The organism is Telluria sp. ZB2R32, assembly GCF_059685715.1.
Map to the genome: position 1 here is coordinate 357,900 of NZ_JCASIG010000004.1, position 21,498 is coordinate 379,397.

General features: G+C 65.4%; 17 protein-coding genes. 15 read left to right on the forward strand and 2 right to left on the reverse strand.

Translation table 11 applies throughout. The features are described 5' to 3' along the window. Positions 1-364 precede the first annotated feature (364 nt). The 13 genes from AC56LG_RS14050 to AC56LG_RS14110 all read left to right on the forward strand — a co-directional run bounded on the left by AC56LG_RS14050 (position 365) and on the right by AC56LG_RS14110 (position 17,784). Positions 365-703: an ATP synthase subunit I gene (locus tag AC56LG_RS14050; RefSeq protein ID WP_497166696.1), complete on the forward strand. Its 339-nt coding sequence runs from the start codon at positions 365-367 to the stop codon at positions 701-703. A gap of 2 nt (positions 704-705) precedes the next feature. After that, positions 706-1,542, forward strand: coding sequence for a F0F1 ATP synthase subunit A (gene atpB / locus AC56LG_RS14055; RefSeq protein ID WP_497166697.1), 837 nt, complete (start codon positions 706-708; stop codon positions 1,540-1,542). Positions 1,543-1,629: 87 nt separating this feature from the next. Continuing rightward, complete coding sequence (gene atpE, locus AC56LG_RS14060) at positions 1,630-1,869, forward strand: F0F1 ATP synthase subunit C (RefSeq protein WP_056340707.1); 240 nt, start codon at positions 1,630-1,632, stop codon at positions 1,867-1,869. 76 nt (positions 1,870-1,945) lie between these two features. Then, entirely contained in the window at positions 1,946-2,416 is a 471-nt protein-coding gene (locus tag AC56LG_RS14065) for a F0F1 ATP synthase subunit B (protein ID WP_497166698.1), read from the forward strand. A gap of 2 nt (positions 2,417-2,418) precedes the next feature. Next, on the forward strand, positions 2,419-2,952 hold the full coding sequence (locus tag AC56LG_RS14070) for a F0F1 ATP synthase subunit delta (protein ID WP_497166699.1): 534 nt from the start codon (positions 2,419-2,421) through the stop codon (positions 2,950-2,952). A gap of 74 nt (positions 2,953-3,026) precedes the next feature. Continuing rightward, on the forward strand, positions 3,027-4,568 hold the full coding sequence (gene atpA / locus AC56LG_RS14075) for a F0F1 ATP synthase subunit alpha (protein WP_497166700.1): 1,542 nt from the start codon (positions 3,027-3,029) through the stop codon (positions 4,566-4,568). Between the two features lie 66 nt (positions 4,569-4,634). Then, entirely contained in the window at positions 4,635-5,510 is an 876-nt protein-coding gene (gene atpG, locus AC56LG_RS14080) for a F0F1 ATP synthase subunit gamma (RefSeq protein ID WP_497166701.1), read from the forward strand. 33 nt (positions 5,511-5,543) lie between these two features. Then, positions 5,544-6,947 (forward strand): F0F1 ATP synthase subunit beta, encoded by a 1,404-nt coding sequence (gene atpD, locus AC56LG_RS14085; RefSeq protein ID WP_192054089.1) that lies wholly within the window; start codon positions 5,544-5,546, stop codon positions 6,945-6,947. A 26-nt stretch (positions 6,948-6,973) separates the two neighbouring features. After that, positions 6,974-7,396 (forward strand): F0F1 ATP synthase subunit epsilon, encoded by a 423-nt coding sequence (locus AC56LG_RS14090; RefSeq protein WP_497166702.1) that lies wholly within the window; start codon positions 6,974-6,976, stop codon positions 7,394-7,396. Between the two features lie 247 nt (positions 7,397-7,643). Next, positions 7,644-8,498, forward strand: a complete 855-nt coding sequence (locus AC56LG_RS14095) for a phage tail protein (protein ID WP_497166703.1) — start codon at positions 7,644-7,646, stop codon at positions 8,496-8,498. An 18-nt stretch (positions 8,499-8,516) separates the two neighbouring features. Continuing rightward, complete coding sequence (locus AC56LG_RS14100; protein ID WP_497166704.1) at positions 8,517-9,488, forward strand: tetratricopeptide repeat protein; 972 nt, start codon at positions 8,517-8,519, stop codon at positions 9,486-9,488. 14 nt (positions 9,489-9,502) lie between these two features. Further along, complete coding sequence (locus AC56LG_RS14105; protein WP_497166705.1) at positions 9,503-16,081, forward strand: YDG domain-containing protein; 6,579 nt, start codon at positions 9,503-9,505, stop codon at positions 16,079-16,081. Between the two features lie 8 nt (positions 16,082-16,089). Next, positions 16,090-17,784 carry a ShlB/FhaC/HecB family hemolysin secretion/activation protein gene (locus tag AC56LG_RS14110; protein WP_497166706.1) on the forward strand — a complete coding sequence of 565 codons (1,695 nt, stop codon included), beginning with the start codon at positions 16,090-16,092 and terminating at the stop codon, positions 17,782-17,784. 39 nt (positions 17,785-17,823) lie between these two features. Here the strand turns inward: AC56LG_RS14110 and AC56LG_RS14115 are convergent, their stop codons facing one another. After that, complete coding sequence (locus AC56LG_RS14115; RefSeq protein WP_497166707.1) at positions 17,824-18,429, reverse strand: peptidoglycan recognition protein family protein; 606 nt, start codon at positions 18,427-18,429, stop codon at positions 17,824-17,826. 120 nt (positions 18,430-18,549) lie between these two features. On the opposite strand from AC56LG_RS14115, the gene AC56LG_RS14120 reads away from it, so the two are divergent. Together AC56LG_RS14120 and AC56LG_RS14125 are read left to right on the forward strand one after the other, a co-directional pair. Then, positions 18,550-18,972, forward strand: a complete 423-nt coding sequence (locus AC56LG_RS14120) for a CoA-binding protein (protein ID WP_497166708.1) — start codon at positions 18,550-18,552, stop codon at positions 18,970-18,972. 30 nt (positions 18,973-19,002) lie between these two features. Continuing rightward, positions 19,003-19,590, forward strand: a complete 588-nt coding sequence (locus AC56LG_RS14125; protein WP_497166709.1) for a glutathione peroxidase — start codon at positions 19,003-19,005, stop codon at positions 19,588-19,590. Positions 19,591-19,679: 89 nt separating this feature from the next. On the opposite strand, the gene AC56LG_RS14130 is transcribed toward AC56LG_RS14125, so the two are convergent. After that, positions 19,680-21,494, reverse strand: coding sequence for a chorismate-binding protein (locus AC56LG_RS14130; protein WP_497166710.1), 1,815 nt, complete (start codon positions 21,492-21,494; stop codon positions 19,680-19,682). Positions 21,495-21,498 lie beyond the last annotated feature (4 nt).

Genomic DNA, 21,498 nt, shown 5'->3' on the forward strand with positions numbered 1-21,498 from the left:
ATCGGGTGTGCGTAAGTGGAGGCACCAATCTGGTGCATTCGTCCAGGACACAAATCGGCGCAGTAAGTCATCAACAGGGTGGCTTTCGCGTTAGCACAGGATCCCGAACAGCGCTACCGCAAAACTACCGTAGACACCACAGTGGCACACGGCATTTCTGCTTCCACATCTGTATTTCCTGTCGCGAACTACTGCGAAAACCCCTGTTTCGAGCAATATTCCGATGCCATTTCACGCTCGCAGGAAATGGATTGGCACAACGGGAATCGTTTGACTCAGATGCACTAACGAACATATAATCCCGCTGATTCATGTAATTACCACACCGTAACTCGGTTCAAACGGCCAAGGCGAAAGAATAAAAATGTTGCGCCTGGTCTCCCTGCAATTGATCGCAACAGCAGTCGTCGGCCTCATCGCCGCACTGTTGGGGGGATGGCCTGCGATGTTTTCGGCGGTACTCGGCGGAATCTGTTGTGTCGTGCCCAACGGCATCATGGCGGTGCGGCTGTTCGCCAGCGCGCAGAAAGCGGGCGGGGCAAACCCCGCAACGTTTTTCATCTGGGAATTTATAAAGATTGCACTGACGGTTGCTCTGTTATGGATGACCGCGACGCTGTACCACGACCTGAACTGGCTGGCCCTGATGGCCGGGTTCGTCGTAGCGCTGAAAAGTTACATTATTTTATTATTTAGGCACTGAAAATGGCGACGACAACCGTAGAAGGCGCACACCACGCGCCCACCGCATCAGAGTACATCACCCACCACCTTGGCCACCTGTCGAACAAGCATCAAAGCTTCGTCGTCGACTTCTCGGTCATCAACCTGGACACGATCTTCTGGTCGATCCTGATGGGCGTGGTCGGCTGCCTGTTGTTGTGGAAAGCGGCACGCCGCGCCACTTCCGGCGTGCCGGGCCGCTTCCAGGCCGCCGTCGAGATCCTGGTCGAGATGGTCGAGAACCAGTCGAAGTCGATCGTCCACGGCGACCGCAGCTTCATCGCCCCGCTGGCGCTGACCGTATTCGTCTGGGTTGCCCTGATGAACTCGCTGGACTTCCTGCCGGTCGACATGTTCTCGCAAGCATTCGCGTACCTTGGCCTGACCGACGTGTTCCCGTATCACCGCGTCGTGCCGACCGCCGACCTGAACGGCAGCCTGGGTATCGCCATCGGCGTGTTTATCCTGATGATTTACTACAACCTGAAAATCAAGGGCATCGGTGGCTGGATCCATGAATTGTTCGCCGCACCGTTTGGCATCTGGATGGCGCCATTCAATCTGCTCCTGAACATCATCGAATACGCAGCAAAAACCGTGTCGCTGGGCATGCGACTGTTCGGCAACATGTATGCCGGTGAGCTGTTGTTCCTGTTGATTGCTTTGCTCGGCTCCATGGCAACCGCGTTCGGCATTATTGGCCACGTGATTGCAGGTTCGATTTGGGCGATCTTCCACATCCTGATCGTGTTCCTGCAGGCATTCATCTTCATGATGCTGACGCTGGTGTATATCGGTCAGGCTCACGAAGGCCACTGATCGGCGCCACAAGCATCGAACAGAATTGTAGTAGTAACGAAGTAGTAGTTTTTAATCTAGTTTTTAAATTAACTTTTTGGAGTAATCATGACTGACCTTTCTTTTGTTGCACTGGCTTGCGGTTTGATCATCGGTCTGGGCGCTATCGGTGCATGTATCGGTATCGCTATCATGGGCGGTAAATACCTCGAAGCTTCTGCACGTCAGCCAGAACTGATGAACACCCTGCAGACCAAGATGTTCCTGCTGGCTGGTCTGATCGACGCGGCATTCCTGATCGGCGTCGGTATCGCCATGCTGTTCGTGTTCGCACGTCCATTCAGCTAATCAGATAGCGCCTCGTTCGTTCTGAAGGGCCGAACCATCGCGGTTCGGCATCCGTTTTTGTGAGAAGGAAAATACCGTGAACCTTAACGCAACCCTGTTTGCCCAGGTCCTGGTCTTCTTCGTCTTGGCGATGTTCACGATGAAGTTCGTCTGGCCACCGCTGATGAAAGCGCTCGACGAGCGCGCCGAGAAGATCGCCAATGGACTGGCCGCCGCCGACCGTGGCAAGGCCGACCTCGCAGCCGCCGAAAAGCGCGTGCAGGTCGAACTGGCCGGTGCCCGTGACGAAGGCCAGAAGCGCATCGCCGACGCCGAAAAGCGCGCTGCACTGATCATCGATGAAGCCAAGAAGACCGCCGCCGAAGAAGCCGCCCGCATCGTTGCCAACGCCAAGGCCGACGCCGAGCAGCAAGTCACGCGCGTGCGCGAAGAACTGCGCGGCCAGGTCGCTGCCCTGGCAGTGCAAGGCGCCGAGCAGATCCTCAAGCGTGAAGTGAACGCAGAAGCGCACGCCGCCCTGCTGTCGCAACTGTCGACCGAGCTGTAATCATGGCCGAACTCGCAACCGTCGCCCGTCCCTACGCCGAAGCGCTGTTCCGTGTCGCCCAACAGGGCGACATGGCAGCCTGGTCCGAACTGGTGTCGCAACTGGCACAAGTCGGCGCCAACCCTGATGTGCAGGCGTTTGCCGCCAACCCGAAACTGAGCGCCACCGACCTGGTCGCCACCCTGGCCTCGCTGGTCAAGGCGCCGATGACGGCAGAGGCGCAGAACTTCCTGACGATGCTGGCCGAAAACGGCCGCATCAGCCTGCTGCCGGAAATCGGCGCGCAGTTCCAGGAACTGAAGAACGCCCAGGCAGGTGCTGCCGACGCGACCATCTTCAGCGCCTTTGACCTGACCGATGCGCAGACCGCGCAACTGGTCGGTACGCTGGAAAAGAAATTCGGCCGCAAGCTCAACCCAACGGTGACCGTCGACCCGTCGCTGATCGGTGGTGTGCGCGTGGTGGTCGGCGATGAAGTGCTCGATACCTCGGTCCGCGCCAAGCTGCAACAGATGCATGTTGCGCTGACGTCGTAATCCGAACTTTGCACCATCGCCGGCATCTCACGTCCTTGCCCTACGCATCAAGAAACTATTAGGAGTTAGCACTCATGCAACTTAATTCATCTGAAATCAGCGAACTGATCAAGAGCCGCATCCAGGGCCTCGAAGGTTCCGCTGACGTCCGCAATCAAGGCACGGTGATCTCCGTCGCCGACGGTATCTGCCGTATTCACGGTCTGTCGGACGTGATGCAGGGCGAGATGCTGGAATTCCCTGGCAACACCTTCGGCCTGGCGATGAACCTCGAGCGCGACTCGGTCGGTTCGGTCATCCTGGGTTCGTACGAGCACATCTCGGAAGGCGACACCGTCAAGACGACCGGCCGCATCCTGGAAGTGCCGATCGGTCCGGAACTGCGTGGCCGTGTGGTCAACGCCCTGGGCCAGCCGATCGACGGCAAGGGTCCGATCGCCACCACGCTGACCGCCCCGATCGAAAAGATCGCGCCAGGCGTCATCGCGCGCGAATCGGTCTCGCAGCCAATGCAGACCGGCCTGAAGTCGATCGACGCGATGGTGCCGATCGGCCGTGGCCAGCGCGAGCTGATCATCGGCGACCGCCAGACCGGTAAATCGGCCGTGGCAGTCGACGCGATCATCAACCAGAAGGGTCAGAACATGACCTGCGTGTACGTCGCGATCGGCCAGAAAGCGTCGACCATCAAGAACATCGTGCGCTCGCTCGAGCAGCACGGCGCGATGGAATACACGATCGTCGTCGCCGCATCGGCATCCGAATCGGCCGCCATGCAATACATCGCCGCCTACTCGGGCTGCGCGATGGGCGAATACTTCCGCGACCGCGGCCAGGACGCGCTGATCGTCTATGACGATCTGTCGAAGCAGGCTGTTGCCTACCGCCAGATCTCGCTACTGCTGCGCCGCCCACCAGGCCGCGAAGCGTATCCAGGCGACGTGTTCTACCTGCACAGCCGCCTGCTCGAACGCGCAGCACGCGTGAACGCCGACTACGTGTCGAACTTCACCAACGGCGAAGTCACCGGCAAGACCGGCTCGCTGACCGCATTGCCGATCATCGAGACGCAAGCGGGCGACGTCTCGGCCTTCGTGCCGACCAACGTGATTTCGATTACCGACGGCCAGATCTTCCTGGAGACCTCGCTGTTCAACGCCGGTATCCGTCCTGCGATCAACGCCGGTATTTCGGTCTCGCGCGTCGGTGGCGCGGCACAGACGAAGGTCATCAAAAACCTGTCGGGCGGTATCCGTACCGACCTGGCGCAGTACCGTGAACTGGCTGCCTTCGCGCAGTTCGCATCGGACCTGGACGAATCGACCCGCAAGCAGCTGGACCGTGGCGCGCGCGTGACCGAGCTGCTCAAGCAGCCGCAATACTCGCCGCTGCCGATCTCGCTGATGGCCGCATCGCTGTTTGCCGTCAACAAGGGCTACTTCGACGACATCGAAGTCAAGCAAGTGCTGGCCTTCGAAAGTGGCCTGCACGGCTACCTGAAGACCAAGCAGGCTGCGCTCCTGTCGAAGATCGAAGAAACCAAGCAACTGGACAAGGACGCCGAAGCAGCACTCGCCGCCGCCATTGCTGATTTCAAAAAGTCCGGCGCATTTTAATGTATGAAGAATCCGGCGGCGCGCTTGCAAGGGCGCGCTGCCGGTGACCGGAAGGAGTAAGGACTCATGGCAGTAGGCAAAGAGATTCGTGGCAAGATCAAGAGCGTAGAGAATACGAAGAAGATCACCAAGGCGATGGAAATGGTCGCCGCATCGAAAATGCGCAAGGCGCAGGACCGCATGCGCGCCGCCCGTCCCTACAGTGAAAAAGTTCGGACCATCACCGCCAATCTGGCCGGCGCAAACCCGGAGTACACGCACGTCTTCATGGCGCAAGCCAAGCACGTGCAGGCAAAAGCTGTCGGCTTCATCGTCGTCACGACCGACAAGGGTCTGTGCGGCGGCATGAACACCAACATCCTGCGCCAGGTGACGACCAAGTCGCGCGAACTGGAAGCGGCGGGAAACCGCATCGAGGCAGTTGCCATCGGCAACAAGGGCCTCAGTTTCCTGAACCGCGTCGGCGTCAAGCTGGTGTCGCACGCGACCCAAATCGGCGACACCCCGCACCTGGACAAGCTGATCGGCCCGATCAAGGTCATGCTCGACGCATACCAGGATGGCCAGCTGGACGCCGTCTACCTGAGCTACACCAAGTTCATCAACACGATGAAGCAGGAGCCGGTGATCGAACAGCTGCTCCCGTTGCCAGCGAAACACCTGGAAGCGGAAAAGGGCGCGATCTCGTGGGATTACATCTACGAACCGGAAGCGCAAGTCGTGATCGACGAACTGCTGGTGCGTTATGTCGAGGCCCTGGTGTACCAGGCCGTCGCGGAAAACCTGGCGTCCGAGCAGTCGGCGCGCATGGTCGCGATGAAAGCCGCAAGCGACAACGCAGGCAGCGTCATCGGTGAGCTGAAGCTGATCTATAACAAGACCCGCCAGGCAGCGATTACCAAAGAACTCTCCGAGATCGTCGCCGGTGCGGCCGCGGTCTAAAAAACGAATTTAACTATATCTGAAGGAACGAACATGGCTGATGGCAAAATCGTTCAGTGTATCGGCGCAGTGGTTGACGTGGAATTCCCGCGTAACGCCATGCCGAAAGTTTTCGACGCACTGAAAATGGCAGGCTCCGAGCTGACCCTGGAAGTTCAACAGCAGCTGGGCGACGGCATTGTCCGTACCATTGCGCTGGGCAGCTCCGAAGGTCTGCGTCGCGGCATGATGATCCAGAACACCGGCAACCCGATCATGGTGCCGGTCGGCACCGCGACCCTGGGCCGCATCATGGACGTGCTGGGTAACCCGATCGACGAATGCGGTCCGGTCTCGCACGAGCGCATGGCATCGATCCACCGTACCGCACCGCAGTACGACGACCTGTCGCCATCGACCGATCTGCTGGAAACCGGCATCAAGGTCATCGACCTGGTCTGCCCGTTCGCCAAAGGCGGTAAGGTCGGCCTGTTCGGCGGCGCCGGCGTGGGTAAAACCGTCAACATGATGGAATTGATCAACAACATCGCCAAAGCGCACTCGGGCCTGTCCGTGTTCGCCGGCGTCGGTGAGCGTACCCGCGAAGGTAACGACTTCTACCACGAGATGGCGGACGCCAAGGTCGTCGACCTGGAAACGCCTGAAAACTCGAAGGTCGCGATGGTCTACGGCCAGATGAACGAACCGCCAGGCAACCGCCTGCGCGTCGCGCTGACCGGCCTGACCATGGCCGAAGCCTTCCGTGACGAAGGTAAGGACGTTCTGTTCTTCGTCGACAACATCTACCGCTTCACCCTGGCCGGTACCGAAGTCTCGGCACTGCTGGGCCGTATGCCGTCGGCAGTGGGCTACCAGCCGACCCTGGCCGAAGAGATGGGCCGCCTGCAAGAGCGCATCACCTCGACCAAGACCGGTTCGATCACCTCGATCCAAGCCGTCTACGTCCCTGCGGATGACTTGACCGACCCATCGCCAGCCACCACCTTCGCCCACCTGGATTCGACCGTCGTTCTGTCGCGTGACATCGCCTCGCTGGGTATCTACCCTGCGGTCGACCCGCTCGACTCGACCTCGCGCCAGCTGGACCCGCTCGTCGTCGGCCAGGAACACTACGACACCGCGCGCGCCGTCCAGGGCACCCTGCAGCGCTACAAGGAACTGCGCGACATCATCGCCATTCTGGGCATGGACGAACTGGCGCCGGAAGACAAGCTGCTGGTCGCACGTGCGCGTAAAATGCAGCGTTTCCTGTCGCAGCCATTCCACGTCGCCGAAGTGTTCACCGGTGCCCCAGGCAAGTACGTTTCGCTGAAAGACACGATCAAAGGTTTTAAAATGATCGCATCGGGCGAACTGGACCACCTGCCGGAGCAGGCGTTCTACATGGTCGGCACCATCGAAGAAGCGGTCGAAAAAGCCAAGAAACTGGCTGCCTAAGTCGGCTCTTCAAGGGAAGGACACACATGGCAAACACAATTCACGTTGACGTGGTCTCGGCCGAATCCCAGATTTTTTCCGGGGAAGCCACCTTCGTCGCGCTGCCTGGTGAAGCGGGTGAGCTCGGTATTTACCCGAAGCACACCCCGCTGATCACGCGCATCCGCCCGGGTGCCGTGCGCATCGAGAAGGCCGGCGGCGGCGAAGAATTCGTCTTCGTTGCCGGCGGTATTCTCGAAGTGCAGCCGAACGGCGTGACGGTCCTGGCCGACACCGCGATCCGCGGTGGCGACCTCGACGAAGCAAAGGCGCAGGCGGCCAAGCAGGCCGCCGAAGAGCTGATGCAGTCGCAGGATGCCCAGATCGACTACGCGAAAGCGCAAGCCGAACTGGCGTCGGCCATCGCCCAGCTGGCGGCAATTCAGAGATTGCGTTCGCGCGGTCGCTGATTCTAGAAACACACAGCAACAAGAAAGGCAGCGCTTCGGCGCTGCCTTTTTTTTCGCCTGTGCCCGCCGTAGCGGCCGCGTCAACCCACTTCCTTGATGGCGCTCAATACCGATATGGTTGGCGAGCAACAGTAGACTCTTGGTCGCTAGATTTCCATGGATAAATAAAAATGGCCTGCTTATGATGGCCGACGGTAACGCTGGAACCTGACAAGAAGCAACATTTCTTTACTCATTGGGGAAGCACATGACCTACCGTTCCAAGACTCTCCTGACCCTCGTTGGCATGCTGTCCGGGCTGGGCATGGCAGCCTGGAGTTCTCCCAGCTACGCTTGCGCCGCTGAACCACTGATCGCCAGCGTGTGCACCATGGCACTGGTGCCCGGCACGCGCTTCCAGTCGATGAACCAGACCTATCTGCTGGCGGCGGGGCAGGTCTTGCCGTTGCAGCAGTACGCCGCCCTGTATTCGCTGCTCGGCGTCACCTACGGCGGCGATGGCCGCACCACCTTCGGCTTGCCCGACCTGCGCGGCAAGGTCGTCGTCGGCTACGACCCGCGCGACCCCGCGCGCCAGACCGGCGCCGTCGGCGGCAGCGCCACCATCAAACTGAGCGTGGCCCAGCTGCCCCCGCACGCCATGACGCTGGCCAACGTGCCGGTCACGCTCACCAACTTGCAGGCAGCGACCACGCTCACGGGCCTGAGCGCTACCGCCAACCTGTCGGGCCTGGTACTGCAGGGTGCCGCCAGCGGCCTCACGATCAAGGTCGCGTCAAGCGCCAACGGCCAGCCTTCGCCGGCGGGTAACTACCTCGGCAAGTCGGGCGGCACCTCCAGCAATATTTATTCGAACACCAGCACGCCCGACGCCACGCTCAACCCCGCCTCGATCGCCGGCAACCTGAGCCTGACCGTGAACCAGGGCGTCACCGCGCCGGTGGCGATCGCCGGCACCGCCAGCACCACCGTCAGCGGCGCCGGCAGCGCCAGCGGCACCAGCGCGGTGATCGGCGCCGGCGCCGACGTACCCGTCATGCCGCCGTATGTCGTGCTGCCGTATTACATCGCCTCGAACGGCATCTATCCATCGGGCGACTGACCAACACCTGTGCCCGACATGCGCTTGCGACACTTGGTATTGACCGTTTCCCTGCTGGCCGCCGAGCTTCCGTGCCATGCCCTGGCGAAGGACTTGCGCACGCAACTGGCGCCGGCCGAGCGCGCGCTCGCCGCCCGCGATTACGCCGCCGCCCGGCAAGCGTATATTCTCCATGCCGGCACGAATGGCCTGGCCCAGTTCACCCTCGGCCTGTTCGAACAAAACGGCTGGGGCCGTCCCGCAGATCCGGCGGCCGCCTGCGCCTGGTTCGAAAAAGCGGCGCAGCGGGACATTCCCGCCGCCCAGCAATTCCTGGGCGACTGCCTGGCGCAGGGGATTGGACGCGCCGTCGACGGCGCGGCGGCGCTGCGCTGGTACGGCAAGGCGGCTAACGCCGGCCTGGCTTACGCGCACTGCGCGGCGGGCGAACTCCTCATCGCCGGCGCCATCGTGGCGCCCGACGTGGCGCGCGGCCTGTCTCTGTGCACGGCGGCGGCCCAGGCCGAATCGGTACCGGCCATGCTCAAGCTGGCGCATTACTACCGCGCAGGCGCGGGCGTGCCGTTTGACCCGCGCCTGGCGCGCTTCTGGTACGAACAGGCGGCGCAGCGCCATCACCATGAGGCGCAGTTCCGCCTCGGCGTGATGCTGAGCGAAGGAGAAGGGGGCAATGCGAACCCGGCGCAGGCCCGCTTCTGGCTCGAGCACGCCGCCATGGAGGGCTATGCCCCGGCCTACCTCGCCACCGCCATCCTGTACGCCAACGCGCCGCTCGATATCAACACCGGCGCGCTGGCGCCGCACGACCTCGCCAAGGTCTACATGTGGAACCGGGCCGCCCGCGCCAGTACCAGCAACCCGGACCAGCTGGCGGAGATCGCCCGCATCGACGCGCTGACCCTGGCCGCCATGCCGGCGCAATGGCAGGCCGACCTGGACCGCCGCGTCGCCCGGCACCTCGCCAGATTCGCTCCGCCCCCATCACGCTAACCAGAGAACACACCATGCACCGCCACGCCTCGCTCAACAGGATTTTCCGTCTGGTCTGGAGCCATGTGCACCAGACCTGGGTCGTCGTCGCCGAAACCTCGCGCGGGCGCGGCAAGTGCGCGCGCCGCAAGCTGCTGCTGGCCGCCGCCGCGCTGGCGGCGGTGAACCTGGCGCAGGCCGGACCCACCGGCGGCCAGGTGACTGCCGGCAGCGGCAGCGTCAACCAGTCGGGAACCACCACCACGGTGCACCAGTCCAGCCAGAACCTGTCACTGCAGTGGACCAGTTTTAATACGGGCGCGGCGGAAACGGTGAATTTCGTCCAGCCGTCGCGCAGCGCGATCGCGGTCAACCGCATCCTCGACACGAACGCCACCCAGTTCTTCGGCCAGCTCAATGCCAACGGCCAGGTGTACGTGATCAATCCGAACGGCGTGCTGTTCGGCGCCGGCGCCCAGGTCAACGTCGGCGGACTGGTCGCTTCCACGCTGGACATCGGCGACCAGGCCGCCGGCGGCGCCACGCGCCGCTTCGGTGGCAGCGGCGGCGGCAGCGTCGTCAACCACGGCGCCATCAACGCCGCCGAGGGCGGTTACGTCGCCTTCCTCGGCCAGCGCGTCGGTAACCAGGGGACGATCACCGCGCCCGGCGGCAGCGTGGCGCTGGGCGCCGGCAGCGAGGTCACCCTGGCGTTTGCCGGCAACCGCCTGATCAACATGCAAGTGGAACGCGGCACGCTCGACAACCTGGCCGAGAACGGTGGCCTGATCCAGGCCGACGGCGGCGCCGTGCTGCTCAGCGCCGGCGCGCGCGATGCGGTGCTTGCCAGCGTGGTCAACAATACCGGCCTGATCCAGGCGCGCAGCGTGCGCGAAGTGAACGGTACGATCGTGCTCGACGGCGGCCAGCAGAGCAGCGTGCAGCACAGCGGCACGCTCGACGCGTCCGGCCGCAATGCGGGAGAGACCGGCGGCAGCGTCCGGGTGCTGGGCCAGGAGGTGGCGCTGGCGGCCGCCAGTCTGGTCGACGTCGCCGGCGACGCCGGTGGCGGCACGGTCCTCATTGGCGGCAATTTTCTCGGGGCCGGACCGGAGCGCAATGCGCACAACACCAGCGTGGCGGCCGGCGCCAGCGTGATTGCCGACGCGTTTGGTGTGGGCGAGGGCGGCCGCGTTGCCGTCTGGTCCGACGGGACGACCCGTTTCGATGGCCGCATCAGTGCCCGCGGCGGGGCAGGGGGCGGCAATGGCGGCGCTGTCGAAACGTCCGGCAAACACCTGAAAATCGGCGCGCAGGCATCCGTCTCCACGCTGGCCGCGCGCGGCAGCGCCGGCGAATGGCTGCTCGACCCGCAAGATTTCACGATTGGCGGGTTCGAGCCGGGCGACAGCGACATCGACGGCGCCCTGGTCACGGCCGCCCTGCAATTCTCGAACGTGACGATCAAGACCGGTCCCACCGTCGCCTGCACCAACCTGGCCTGCAGCGCCGGACAATCGGGCAACGGCGACATCATCCTGGCCAACGGCGCCCTGGTCGGCGGCAACGACTGGACCAGCGGCACCACGCTGACGCTGAGCGCTTACCGCAACATCGACGTGCGCGGCACTGCCAACATCGATGCCTACGCCGGCGCCGGGAATATCGTCCTGCGCGCCGACAACAGCGGTACCGGCAGCGGCACTGTCATCCTCAGCAACCAGTCGAACATCTTCGGCAGCGGCAGCGGCAGCGTCAAGATCTACTACAACCCGACCAGCTACGCGGCGCCGACCGACTACGCCGGGCTGACCGACACGAACGGCGATCCGACCATCCGCTACGCCAACCTGAGCAGCTACATGCTGGTCAACCTCGGGGCCGCCATCGCCAATAAAACCTACGACGGCACGACGGTGGCGACGATCGCCGCCATCTGGCCGAACGCCGGCCTGCCGTCCGGGATCGTGATCGACACCAGCGGCGCCCATGCCAGTTTCGCCAACAAGAATGCCGGCGCCAACAAGGCGGTGACCATCGGCGGGATCGTCATGAGCGGCGCCAATGCCGGGATGTACGCATTGAATGGCCTCGACGGCAAGACCGCCACCATCAACAAGGCGAATCTCGCCCTCTCGGGCGTCAGCGCCAACAACAAGACCTACGACGGCACCGTGGCGGCGACGCTGACCGGCAGCGCCAGCGTGTCCGCCCTGGCCGGCGACGTGGTCAGCGTGGCCGGCAGCGGCGCCGGCAGCGTCTTCGCCAACAAGAACGCCGGCAGCGGCAAGGCCGTCACCGTGAATGGCTACAGCCTGGCCGGGTTTGACGCCGGCAACTACAACCTGGTCATGCCGACCGGGCTCACCGCCAGCATCGGCAAGGCCAGCCTGGCGGTGCAAGGGATCGGCGCCGCCAGTAAAACCTACGACGGCACGACCGCCGCCACCCTGACCGGCAGCGCCCACGTGAGCACCTTCGGCAGCGACGTGGTCAGCGTGGCCGGCAGCGGCAGCGCCAGTTTCGCCGACAAGAATGCCGGCAGCGGCAAACCCGTGAGCGTGAGCGGCTACACGCTGGCCGGGGTTGACGCCGGCAACTACAACATCGTCCAGCCGGCCGGCCTGAGCGCCACCATCAACAAGGCCAGCCTCGCGCTCGCCGGCCTGGGCGCCGCCGACAAGACCTACGACGGCACGGTCGCCGCGACACTCTCCGGCAGCGCTGCCGTAGCGGCCATCGGCAGCGACGTGGTGAGCGTGGCCGGCAGCGGCAGCGCCGCGTTCGCCGACAAGAATGCGGGCACCAACAAAGCGGTCGTCGTCGGCGGTTTTTATCTGACCGGGCTGGACGCCGGCAACTACAACCTGGTCATGCCTGCTGGCTTGAGCGCCAACATCGGCAAGGCCAGCCTGGCGCTGTCCGGCCTGAGCGCTGCCGACAAAACCTATGACGGCACGGTCGCCGCGACACTCACCGGCAGCGCCAGCGTGAGCGCCTTCGGCAGCGACGTGGTGAGCGTGGCCGGCAGCGGCAGCGCCAGTTTTATCGACAAGAACGCCGGCGCCAACAAACTGATTACTGTCGGCGGCTACGCGCTGGCCGGGTTTGACGCCGGCAACTACAACCTGGTCATGCCGCCCGGCTTGACGGCCACCATCGGCAAGGCCAACCTGGCGCTCACCGGCGTCAGCGCCAACAACAAGACCTACGACGGTACCAGTTCCGCCACGCTGGCCGGCAGCGCCAGCGTCAACCCCTTCGGCAGCGACGTGGTGAGCATCGGCGGCTGCGGCTGCGGCACCTTCGCGGACAAGAACGCGGGCAGCGCCAAGGCGGTGACCGTCAGCGGGTTTACGCTCGGCGGCCTCGATGCCGGCAACTACAACCTGGTCATGCCGACCGGTTTGACGGCCAATATCGCCAGGGCGAACCTGGCGCTCGGCGGCCTCACCGCCAACGACAAGACCTATGACGGCACGCTGGCCGCCACGCTGGGCGGCAGCGCGCAGGTGCATGCCCTGGGTGCCGACGTGGTGAACGTGACCGGTAGCGGCAGCGCCAGTTTCATCGACAAGAACGTCGGCAGCAACAAGGCGGTGAACGTCGGCGGCTTTACGCTGGCCGGCCTCGATGCCGGCAACTACAACCTGCTCATGCCGGCCGGCTTGCACGCGAATATCGGCAAGGCCAGCCTGGCGCTGTCCGGCCTGAGCGTTGCCGATAAAACCTATGACGGCACGGTCGCCGCCACGCTGGCCGGCAGCGCCAGCGTGAGCGCTTTCGGCAGCGACGTCGTCAGCGTGACCGGCAGCGCCAGCGCCGGTTTCATCGACAAGCAGGCCGGCGCCAACAAGGCCGTCACCGTCGCCGGCTTGTCGCTGGCCGGTCTTGACGCCGGCAACTACGAGCTGGTCATGCCGGCCGGCCTGAGCGCCGCCATCGGCCGCGCCGACCTGGCGGTCACCGGTGTCAGCGTGCTTGATAAAACCTATGACGGCACGCTGGCTGCTACCCTCGGCGGCAGCGCGCAGGTCAGCGCCCTTGGTGCCGACGTGGTGAGCGTCACCGGCAGCGCCAGCGCCAGCTTCGCGGACAAAAACGTCGGCACCGGTAAAGCCGTGACCGTCGCCGGCTTGACGCTCAGCGGCGCCGATGCCGGCAACTACCAGATCGTCCAGCCGGCCGGCCTGCACGCCAGCATCGGCAAGGCCGATCTCAGCGTCGGCGGCCTGCAGGCCAGCGACAAGGTCTATGACGGCACCGTAAATGCCGTGCTGGCCGGCAGCGCCAGTGTGGCCGCCTTCGGCAGCGACGTGGTGGCGCTCGGCGGCAGCGGCAGCGCCGTGTTCGCGGACAAGGGGGCGGGCAGCGGCAAGGCCGTCAGCGTCAGCGGTTTTACGTTGAGCGGGCTCGACGCCGGCAACTACCAACTGGTGATGCCGGCCGGCCTGCGAGCCGACATCGCGCGCGCCAGCCTGCTCCTGTCCGGCCTCGGCATCCACGACAAGACCTATGACGGCACGCTGGCCGCGACCTTTGACGGCAGCGCCAGCGTGTCCGCGCTCGGCAGCGACCTGGTGGGCCTGGCGGGCAGCGGCAGCGCCAGGTTTATCGACAAGCACGCCGGCACCAATAAAGCCGTCAGCGTCGACGGTTTTACGCTGACCGGCCTGGATGCCAACAACTATCAGCTCGCCATGCCAGCCGATCTGCGCGCGAATATCGGCAAGGCCAGCCTGGCCGTAACCGGCGTCGGCGCCGCCAATAAACCCTACGATGGCGGCACCGCCGCCACGCTCGTGGGCACTGCGGCCGTCAGCGCTTTCGGTGACGACGTGGTGCTGGTCGGCGGCAGCGCGGTCGCCACCTTCGCCGACAAGAACGTCGGCACCAACAAGACTGTCAGCGTCGGTGGTTTTACGCTTGGCGGCCAGGACGCGGGCAATTACGACATCGTCCAGCCGACCGGCCTGAGCGCCGCCATCGACAAGGCGACGCTTGCCGTGTCCGGCCTGGTGGCCGCCGACAAGATCTATGACGGCGGTACCGGCGCGGCCTTGCACGGCAGCGCCGTCGTCGACGCCTTCGGCAGCGATGCCGTCACCGTAACCGGCAGCGGCAGCGCCGCGTTCGCCGACAGGCATGCCGGCAGCGACAAGCTGGTGACGGTGAGCGGCTATGCGCTGGCCGGCGCCGACGCCGGCAACTACGACATCGTCCAGCCTGTTGGCCTGCGCGCCAGCATCGGCAAGGCCGACCTGCTCCTCGACGGCTTGGCGGCCCTCGACAAGGTGTATGACGGCGGCGTTGCCGCCAGCCTGTCCGGCAGCGCCGGTGTGCATGCGTTTGCTGGCGACGAGGTACGCGTCTCCGGCAGCGGCAGCGCCGTGTTCGCCGACAGGCATGCCGGCAGCGCCAAGGCGGTGATCGTCAGCGGTTTTCATCTGACCGGGCTGGACGCCGCCAACTACGAGCTGCTCTTGCCCGCCGATCTGAGCGCGAATATCGGCAAGGCCCGGCTGGCGGTCACGGGCGTTGCCGCGCGCGATAAAACCTATGACGGCACGCTTGGCGCCACCCTGTCCGGCAGCGCGACCGTCAACGCCATCGGCAACGACGACGTGCGTGTCGCGGGCAGCGCCGGCGCCAGCTTCACCGACAAGAACGCCGGCAGCGGCAAGGCGGTCAGTGTCGACGGCTATACCCTGGCTGGCGCCGATGCCGGCAATTACCAGGTCGTCCAGCCGAGCGGCCTGCACGCCTCCATCGCCAGGGCCAGCCTGGTCCTTGGCGGCCTGGTGGCCAGCGACAAGGTCTACGACGGCACGCTGGCAGCGAACCTTGCCGGCAGCGCCAGCGTGGCCGCCTTCGGCAACGACCTGGTGAGCGTGACCGGCAGCGCCAGTGCCAGCTTCGCCGACAAGCATGCGGGTACAGGTAAAGCCGTGAGCGTCGCCGGTTTCAGTCTGGACGGCCCAGACGCCGGCAACTACGAACTGGTCATGCCGGCCGGCCTGCGTGCCGCGATCACGCCGGCGCGGCTGGTCGTCAGCGGTATCGTCGCCGCCGACAAGACCCATGACGGCACGACGGCCGCCAGCGTCAGCACGGCCGGCGCGCTGCTGGCCGGCAGGATCGGCACCGACAGCGTGACGCTGGCGTCGACCGGCGTGTTCGAGGATGCCGCCGCCGGCGCCAACAAGACGGTGCGCCTGACGAACGTCTACGGCGGCCTGGACGCCGGCAACTACGTCATCGTCGACCAGGCCACGGCGCTGGCCAGTATTGCCGCCTTGCCGCAGGCGCCTGTCGTCACGCCGCCGCCGCTGCCGGCGCTGCCGGTTGCACCCGCCGCCCGGATCCGCAACACGATCGCGCAAGTGCAATCGTCCGTGCTGGCGCCGCAGGCAGGCGCCCAGCCGCAGGCATTGCAGCTGTCCTCGACGCTGGTCGTGGTCGGCGCCGACGCAGACGGGACCGAGGGCGAAAAAACGCGCGCACAGGGCGCCACCGGCGCGCTCAACACCCGCCTCGGCAGCGGCGCCAGCGCGCCGACCCTCCAGATCCAGAACGGCGGCGTGCAGCTGCCGCTAGCCCTCACCATCGAATGAAGACCTTCATGAACGCCGTTTATATCCCGCGCCTGCCATTAACACCCCTTGCCGCGCTGCCGATCCTGCTGTCCATGGCGCTGCCGGCCCATGCCCAACCAGGCGTCCCGAATGCGGGTTCGATCCTGCAGCAGGTGCAGCCGGCACTGACGGCGCCGCCGCAGTCGGCCCAGCCGGCGCTGCGGATTCAGCCGGACGGCGCGCCCGCCGCGCCGGCGTCGGCGCCGTTCCAGGTGACGCAGATCCGCATCGTCGGCAACACCGCGTTTACCACCGATACCCTGCATGCGCTGGTGGCCAGCGCCGAGGGCCGCAGCGTCACCCTGGCCGAGCTCGAACAGCTGGCCGCGCGCATCACCGCCTATTACCAGGAACAGGGTTTTCCACTGAGCCGGGCGCTGGTGCCGGCGCAGACCATCCGCGCCGGCGAGGTCGTGATCCAGGTGGTCGAAGCCCGTTATGGCGCGGTGCGGCTGGCAAATGGCAGCCGGGTCGACGACGCGCTGCTGGCCGCCACGCTGTCTCGCCTGCAGCCGGGTGACGCCATTGCCGGACCCGCGCTCGACCGTGCGCTGCTGCTGCTGTCCGACGTGCCGGGCGTGGGCGTGGAAGCGGTCATCAAACCCGGCGCCGCGGTCGGCAGCGCCGATCTCGCGGTGGCCACCCGCCGCAACCCGGCCACCGTCGCCAGCCTGGTGCTGGACAATGCCGGCAACCGCTACATCGGCCGCACGCGCCTCGGCGCCACGGCGTACCTGGTCAATCCGCTGCGCCATGGCGACGTGCTCGATGCCAGCATCATCAGCACCGGCCACGGCATGGATTACGGGCGCGTCGGCTACGAGACGCTGCTGAACGGGGCCGGCACCCGCGCCGGCATCGCCTGGTCGAGCGTGCATTACAAGCTGCAGGGCGAGGTCGAGGCGCTCGATGCCTATGGCAGGGCGGGCGTGGCGGGCGCCTGGATCAAGCAGCCGTTGCTGCGTGGCCGCGCAACGAACCTGTACCTGCAGGGCGCCTACGATGCCAAGCGCCTGCGCGACCGCATCGGCGTGAGCGACACCCGCACCGACCGCCGGCTCGGCAACTGGATGCTGAGCCTGAACGGCGACTTGCGCGATGGGTTGCTGGGCGGCGGCGTCAACGCCTGGAGCCTGGGCTGGACGAGCGGGCGTACCCGCTTCGAGGATGCCGCGGCGCAGGCGGCGGACGCTGCATCGGCGCAGACGCGCGGACGCTTCGCGAAATGGAATGCCAGCGCCTCGCGCCTGCAGCGGCTGGGCGCGCGCAACGCGTTGTACCTGAACGCCGGCGCACAATGGGCGAATACCAATCTCGACTCGGCCGAAAAGATGAGCGTGGGCGGCCCGTACACGGTCCGCGCCTACGACAGCGGCGCGCTCTCGGGCGACAGTGGCTATGTCGCCTCGGTGGAACTGCGCCACGAATTCGGAGCGTTCGCCGGGGGCAGCCTGCAGGCGCAGGTGTTTGCCGACAGCGCCCGCATCAGGATCAACCACAGCCCCTGGACCGCTGCGCTCGACACGGCCAGGCTGTCCGGCGCCGGCCTCGGGCTGGCCTGGAGCGGTGCCGGCGCATGGCGCGCCACGGTCGCGGTGGCCACGCCGATCGGCGCCGAACCGCTCCTGCTCGGCGCGCAGCCGACGACCCGCACCTGGGCCACGCTCAACAAGGCGTTCTGAGCATGGCGCCCGCCGCGACCGGTGAGGGCGTGGCCGCGGTCAGGGCTTGACCAATTTTGCGGCGACCTGTGCGCGGAACCAGCCGCTCTGCACGTAGCGATACAGGTTCGCACCCGGGCAGACGGTGTTGTTCGAATGGTCGCGGTGGCTGGCGATGTGCTCGACCGGCACGCCGTACTGTTTCGCCAGCATCGTCATCAGGTCGACCACGGCATCGAGTTGTTGCTGGTTCGGTTCGACTTCCTCGAAATTGCCCACCACTTCGATCAGCGCATGTCCGCTCGGATCGTATTCGGTATTGGTGTCGCCGGCATAGGCGATGTCGCGCGCGGCCCAGGTTTTACCTTCCAGGTCGATCACGTAGTGGTAGGGGATGTCGAGCCAGCCCTTGGTGTTGCGCGACCAGGTCTGCAGGTTGCGCAGGTACTGGCGCACGTCGGTGCCGGCTTTAAAGGTTTCGCCCTGGTGGTGCAGGGTGATGTGGGTGATGGCGTGGCGCCGCGCCCTGGTCGCGTCGGCCGCGGTGCCGCCCCAGTCGGCCACCGGCACAATCGGTGGCGTCGCCGGTGGCTGACTGGCGCAACCGGCCAGCAGCAGTGCCAGCGCCAGGGCGGGGAGGGCGCGCGCGCGGAAATTGAAATTCATGGATGAGTCCGGATTGAAGAAGCCGCCATCTTTCCACAGGTGGCCGGGTGCGCGCAACGCGCGCCGTGCGATGCTTTCCTGTTAAGCTTACACGGACCGAAAAAATCCAACAAAGCGACCATGAGAACGATTGCCCAGATCCTCGAAGACAGCACGACCATCGCCATCGTCGGCCTGTCCAGCAAACCCGAGCGCGCCAGTTACGGTGTGGCCCACTACCTGCAAGGGGAGGGGTACCGCATCCTGCCCGTGAATCCGGCCTATGCCGGCGACGAGATCCTCGGCGAAAAGGTCTACGCCAGCCTGCAGGAAGCGGCCGATGCGCTGGCGCCAAGCGGGCAGCGCATCGACATCGTCGACTGCTTCCGCAAATCGGAAGACATTCCGCCGCTGGCGCGCGACGCCATTGCCGTGCGCGCCGGCTGCCTGTGGATGCAGCTCGAGATCGAGAACCAGGCCGCCGCCGACCTGGCACGCGCCGCCGGCCTCGACGTGGTGATGAACCACTGCCTGAAAATTGAACACCACAAGCTCAACGCCTGACCATTAAAACAGACCCGAACGGACCTCATCATGCTGAAAACCGCCTTGTCGCTTTCCCTGCTGGCCGCCATGGCATCCGTCAGCGCCCAGACCACGGGCGTGGCAAATCCGCGCCCCCTGGTCGCCGCCACGCCCGCGCCGGCCAGCTGCCCGGCGCTGCTGAAACAAAGTTTCAAGCGCCTCCAGGACGAAGCGCCGCAGGACCTGTGCCAGTACGCCGGCAAAGTGGTGCTGGTGGTGAACACGGCCAGCAAATGCGGCTATACCAAGCAGTACGAGGGTTTGGAAAAGCTGTATGCCAAATACAGCCCGCGCGGCCTGGTGATCCTCGGCTTCCCCTCCAACGATTTTAAGCAGGAAGTGGCCAGCACCAAGGAAATCGCGGACCTCTGCTACAACACCTATGGCGTGAAATTCCCGATGTTCGCGCCAACGGTGGTGACCGGCGCCAACGCCAACCCGCTGCACGCGGCGCTGGCGCGGCAGACCGGCCAGCAACCGAAATGGAATTTCACGAAGTACCTGATCGGACGCGATGGCCAGGTCATCGAGCACTTCCCGAGCAAGGTGACGCCGGAAGATCCGCAACTGGTCAACAAGATCGAAGGCGCGCTGTAGGGTGGGCATGCCCACGCGGACGCCCGCTCGGTGTTAGCGGAATCGAAGTTCACACGCCAGCACGATGCACGTGTCCGCGTGCGCCAAATTTATCCGAGAATCGCCAGCATGGGCCCGCGCAGCGCATTGCACACCACGATCCCTTCGGCCCGCGCCAGCATTTCTCTCGTGATGACGCGTTCGGCCGCGTCCCAGGCCGGCGCATGTAACATCACGGCGCGCATCACGCCCGGCAGCAGGCCGCAGGACAGCGGCGGCGTGTACCAGTTGCCCTCCAGGCGCACGAACACGTTGCTGCGTCCTCCTTCGGTCAATTCGCCGCGCTCGTTGAAGAACAGGGTGTCGAATGCGCCTTGCGCCTCGGCGCCGCGCCAGGCGGCGTCGTAGCGGCTGCGTACCGCCGTTTTATGGCGCAGGAAGACGTCGCTCGAGTCGGTCGGCGCGTCGGCCAGCAGCACGCGCACCGGTTCATGCAGTGGCGCCAGCGGGGCCGTGGTGATCGTCAGTTCGCCATCCGGATCGAGCGCGAGGCGCAGCCGGTGTACGCCACCCTCCGCCGGCAAGCCGAGGCAGGCGTCGCGCACGCGCGTGCGGGCGGCAGTTTCATCGAAGGGCCGGCCGAAATAGCGCGCCGAAGCGGCCATGCGCGCCAGGTGCAGGTCGAGGTGGCGCGGGCCATCCTGCCACGAGGCCTTGATGGTTTCGAACAGGTCGAAGTCATTCCTCAAACCGGTCAAAAAGCGCGCCTTGAGTTTGCATTCGGCGTATTCTCCCTGCGGATCGCTGTCGTAGACGATGCCGGCGCCGACGCCCAATTCTCCACGGCGCAGTCCCTCTTCAGGTCCCAATGCGAGCGTACGGATCGGCACCGACAGGCAAAAGTCGCCGAAGGCACGGCCATCGCCCGGCGGATCGAACCAGCCGATCGCGCCCGTGTACAGGCCGCGCGAGTCCGGTTCGACTTCGTCGATGATTTCCATCGTGCGCCGCTTGGGTGCGCCCGTGATCGAACCGCACGGGTACAGCGCGGCGAACAGCTCGGCCAGGGTGACGTCCGCGCGCAATCGCGCCTGCACGGTCGAGGTCATCTGCAGCACGGCGCCGAAGCGCGTCACCTCGAACAGTTTGGGCACCGCCACGCTGCCGGTCTGCGCCACGCGTCCGAGGTCGTTGCGCAGAAGGTCGACAATCATCAGGTTTTCGGCGCGGTTCTTGGGGTCGAGCGCGAGCGCGGCGGCGCGTTCGCGATTCACCGCTTCGTCGTCGCTGGCGGGCGCGGTGCCCTTCATCGGGCGCGCCAGCAGCGTATCGCCGCTGTGGCGCACGAACAGCTCGGGCGAGAACGACAGCACGGCGCCGCCGTCCGGCAAGCCGATCAGGGCGCCATACGGCACCGGCTGGCGCGCGCGCAGGCGGCTGTACAGCGCATACACCGAACCGAAGGCGTCGAAGCGCAGGCGGTAGGTGTAGTTGACCTGGTAGGTGTCGCCGGCGGCGATGTAGGCGCGGATGCGATGGATGGCGTCGACGAAGCGCGCCTCGTCGACGTTCGCCGTCACGGCGGCGATGCCGGCCGGGGCGGTGGCGTCGGTACGGGTGGCAATCCACCCCTGCACCGCGCCGGCATCGAGCAGTTCGCAGCGCTCGAACAGCAGGATCTGCGCCAGCGGGCCTGGCAGGGGTTGCGTGGGAATGCCGAGCAGGTGCGCACCCAGTTCATAGCTGAGCAGGGGCACGGCGTACAGGCCGCGCGCCAGGGCTGCCTGTAGTTCCGCCAGCACGCCATTCCAGCCGGCGGCATCAAGGCAGGCGAGGGTGCCGGCGTGGCCGGTGTACAGGCGCGAGCGGGCTTGCGCATGACCCTCCGCGCTCGCATCGTCGAGCAGTGCAAAGACGTTATGCATGATG